2 protein-coding genes and 2 pseudogenes are annotated in these 4662 nt (G+C 36.9%); all 4 read left to right on the top strand.

Translation table 11 applies throughout. The features are described from left to right. A pseudogene (locus D464_RS12825) lies at positions 1–1378 on the top strand (type VI secretion system Vgr family protein); the annotation flags it as partial. Between the two features lie 1822 nt (positions 1379–3200). Beyond that, positions 3201–3971, top strand: a complete 771-nt coding sequence (locus D464_RS0112260) for a hypothetical protein (RefSeq protein WP_018911616.1) — start codon at positions 3201–3203, stop codon at positions 3969–3971. 15 nt (positions 3972–3986) lie between these two features. Continuing rightward, on the top strand, positions 3987–4331 hold the full coding sequence (locus tag D464_RS0112255) for a DUF4280 domain-containing protein (protein WP_024985992.1): 345 nt from the start codon (positions 3987–3989) through the stop codon (positions 4329–4331). A 210-nt stretch (positions 4332–4541) separates the two neighbouring features. After that, positions 4542–4662, top strand: a pseudogene (locus D464_RS14190) (contractile injection system protein, VgrG/Pvc8 family); the annotation flags it as partial.

Genomic DNA, 4662 nt, shown 5'->3' with positions numbered 1-4662 from the left:
AAGAAGTCTCTTTCTTCTTTTATTTCTCTACAAATCGAACAAAACATAGGTAAACACCACCGATTCCAAATGTCTGTTGAATTGGAAACGGGTAGTAATAGATATGTACATAATATCAATAGCAGCAAGGAGTGGCTCGGAGAAAGCATTGTTGTGAAGGCTGCAAATACTCCTATCTTCGTTGGTGTGGTGACAAATGTACAGCTACACAGAGAAGGAAGTGACTTTGGATGTATCATCGTTTCTGGCTACTCTGCTACTTACAGAATGGAAACGGCACACAGCTGCTTCTCATGGAATGATAGAACCATTGGGGATGTAGTGAAAAAGCTGTGTGAACAAGCTAAGGTGCAATTAGAGTTGAATCCTACATTCAAGGAAACCAAAGACTTTATCTGCCAGTATGAAGAGTCGGACTTTGACTTTATCCGTCGTCTTGCTCATCAGTATCAAGAGTGGATGTATTTCGATGGAACTAAACTCATCTTTGGTAAACCAAGGAAATTGGCTGACCCTATAAGATTAGAATATGGAACAACACTGTCTTCACTTGACATTGGGTTACAGACCCTCGCACGCTCTGAGCAGGTGTTCTCTTATCACTCTGGTGCTGACCGTGAGATGCAACGTATGACGCCAGACTTGGCATATGGTCATGACAAACTTGCAGGTGAGGCTTTCCGTGCATCATTAGGTATGTTCTCAAAACCTGCAAGACAGCATGCACTGCCACGTATCAGAAATGAGACGGAACTCGTTAACTACATGGGGCGTAAGCAGGCGGCAGAGACGGCAGAGACACATTATATCACAGCTGAGAGTCAGGTACCTACCCTGCGTGTAGGTTCCGTTATAAGTCTCTACAGTTCATTCTTGAAACGTGTAGGAGACCTATCAGAAGAGAGTTTGGGTAACTTTATCATTATCGAGATAACCCACGAGGTGAGCCAAGGGAGCTACTACAAGAACCGCTTTAAGGCTATCCCTGCAACGATAAAGGCACTGCCAAGTCCAAAGGTGCGTATGCCATTGGCTGAGACACAGATGGCAACCGTGCTTAGCAATGCCGACCCACAGGGTAAGGGCCGTGTTCGTGTGCGTATGAACTGGCAAACAGATGGTATGCAGACAGGCTGGGTGCGTGTGATGACACCAGATGGCGGTAGCAGTAAGGACGTAAGAAGCAACCGTGGATTTGTATTTATCCCAGAGGTAGGCGACCAAGTCCTCCTCGGCTTCCGTCATGGTGACCCTGCCCGCCCATACGTTATGGGTAGCCTGTTTAATGGAACAACAGGTGGTGGCGGTGGTAATAGTAATGCTATAAAGAGTATAACCACGAGAAGTGGTATTCAGATTAAACTTGATGATAATGGTAAGTCGTTGCACATTCAGGATGCCAGTGGCAATGTCGTTGATATGGATGGTAAAGGTAGCGTGGTGGTCAATGCTCCAAATAACATACAACTAAATGCAACAAACATTGATATTACCGCAAGTAATAATATTAATATGAGTTCTGGTGGCAACCTTATAACTAATGTTGGTGCTAATTGGTTGATAAATGTTGGAAAGATCATTAATAGCATAGCAAGTTATATGCGTAGTACTGTGGCTTTCTCCCAAAAAATGTTCTCTGGAACTTCATTGTGGAGTTCCAGAGAAGAGATGAGGCTTCAGTCTGAAGATATAACTGCCATCGGTACAAAAAAGATGTTTCTGCATTCTGAAAAAGAATTTCTTGCAAATAGCCGTGGGACGCTTGATATGAAAAGTGATGGAGCTTTGTCATTATTACCTAAGGCTGATAAAGCAAAGACAGAAGAGCATGCTTCGATAACAATGGCTTTGGTTGAGTTTCGAACAACTAAAGAGTATGATGGCAGTTTTGGATTCGACTGGCTGAGAGTTGATGACAACGGCTTGGAGAAAGAGGGACATTATTTATATGAAGAACCGTATGATAAAATAATAGAAGGTGGCTATAATGATGGTAAAACAGATTTAACAAAGGAAGAAGCATATAAGAAACTAAAGAAAGAATATGAAACAATCGTTGTTAATATGCCCGATATAGCTAAAAATAAGAAACGAGCAAAAGAATATTTTGTTCCTTATCTAACACTTTACCCTAAGCCTTACGTTGACTCACTTAAAGATGTAGAGGAGTATGCAAAGCCTAAATACGAAGCAAAGTTACGTGTGTTAGTTGATATTGCAGTAGATGAGGTTGACAGTTTGGAATTTAAGTATAATAAAGACATCTTTGATTTGGATAACACAAAGTTATCCGATAAGAATAAAACACCCAAAGGAAAGGTTCAATCCAATGACAAGACTATTAAGATTACTTGTAAAAAAGAAATAATCAAAGTCAGTGAAGGAGAAATATTTGTTTATGCCTATCCGAAAGAAGCTGCAGGAAAAACAGTAGCAGAACGTGAGTCTATGAGGACACTGGCAGGAAAAATAAGGGTGTTGCCAAATGGAAAGGAAGAAAGGAAAAGACAAAATATTGTTTTAGTACAGGTAAAGACAAAACCTTTATCAACAGATATAATTCCAAGAGTAGGAAAATTTGATGAAAATGAGATAATCTTATTGCATAAAATTATGCATCAATCACTTATAGAATGTGATATTCTATGCGTGAAAAAGGGACCAGATGGGAAAGATATTATTAATCCTAATAGTGGTAGAAAAATGAAGATAGAATTAGATTTAACCTCTGATAGTAACTTTAAAGTTGAATCTATCCAAAAGAAAGGTAGATATATATCAAAAGATGGAAACTTTTTGTTGAAATATGACCCTTATGGAAGTGAGAATTTAGTTAAGTATTTACGGCGTGAATTCTTAAAAGTTTCTGATAACCATGCTTATCAAAATAGTTTCACAGTCTTTGCTGTAGACCATTATGGTGGAACAGAGCAAAGTAAAATATTAGGTTATACGGATGCTGTTTGGAAATTGAAAATTAACAAATATATCCTTTTAAAATTTCTCAAGAATATTATACTTTTTAAGAATAGAAATACTGCAGATTATTCTACACTTCCGCATGAGGCGCTACATGGGTTGGGGCTATCTCATACACATAGAAATGATAGCCCAATATCAGAAAAGAGCAGAAAGTACATTTATGTGAAAAATGAAACAGACAACGTAATGAGTTATAATACTAATAATATGATTTCAACATGGAAATGGCAATGGGAATTCGTAAAAGGAAATATCTAATAATGAGTAAATTATCTGTAAGTTTATTGTTATTGTTATTTACGATAACTTGTGTTGGACAACATAATATAGAGAAGAATAATAAAATTGACAAGAATATGTTAAGATATAAAAGATTTGATATTGAAGAATATAAGAAGTTAGTAAGCAATAATCCTACTGCTTATCATATATACAAAGAAGGGCAGCCAGGTGAACTTATAGAGTTGGATGATGAATATGTTGATAACTCATTTTCAGGTTTTCGAGAATCTCATACATATAGAGACTCTCCATACGAGTATATATATATATATAATACAGAAGGGTATATAACTGCGTATTGTGCATATTTTCACAAAATGCCTGTAGGAAAAGGCTATCAATTTGATGGTCATGGAAATGAAATAAAATGTATGGATTATGATTTGCCCTATAAGTTTAACATAGATGCATTAAAAAATAAGATGTTACATCAGTATGGCATTAATCTCATGGATATGAAACAAGTGTTTAGTATGAGACGTTATGAAGAACAAAAGTACATTAAAAGACCTGTTTATATAATCTCTGCTCGTCGGAAAGATAATAGGAATGACATTTATCTTATTAATGGGATTACTGGAGAAACATTATATATCCAGAAGAATGTTGAAATAAGTCGGGATGAAGATTCTCCTGCTAATAAGAAAAGCATAGAGGAAATGTATCACGATTTTAAGAAATCCTCATCAACGTCACCCCATCAATAATAGATTCTATAAACAATGTCAAAAATAGTAACTGACGGAGCTTTGATGTCATGCACATTAGGCGATATAGATAGTGCATTAATTGTTGATAGTCAATCTTTCGTAAGCATCTCCAGTAAGTTTATTGGAACGGAAACAGACAACCAAGGGCTTAAGAATATTCCATCATTTGGACTTTGTAAGTGTAGTTCTCCGAATCCTCCTTGTATTCCTCAGCCACAAGGCTGGCAGCATACAACACAGAAAGACTGCATCAATGGAATGAAAAAATTGACGGAGCAGTCATTCTGTATGTGTGCTAAAGGAGGAAGAATATCATTTGTTGATACAGGAAGTAATTCTTTTGTTGAAAGTGAATAAAACTCAATCGGTCATTAAAACACAATATGTATAACTCTTAGATGCTATTGTTTCCTAACATATTTTATTATCGAGCATCTTGCTTGTCTTTGTTACTTGACGTAGCTCGCTACGACTGCGCCCAAAAGCCAAACAATCTGCTCGATAATAAAACAAAATATGTATAGGCTCTAATAACCGATTCGGCTTTAATTTATCTCAAAACAACCCATGTCAATTCCTTTCAACCCCATTACTATCAGCATAGGAAAGAAGTCTCTTTCTTCTTTTATTTCTCTACAAATCGAACAAAACATAGGTAAACACCACCGATTCCAAATGTCTGTTGAAT

It is taken from the genome of Prevotella veroralis DSM 19559 = JCM 6290 (assembly GCF_000377625.1).
GTDB lineage: Bacteria > Bacteroidota > Bacteroidia > Bacteroidales > Bacteroidaceae > Prevotella > Prevotella veroralis.
This window is presented reverse-complemented; position numbering and strand designations above follow the sequence as displayed.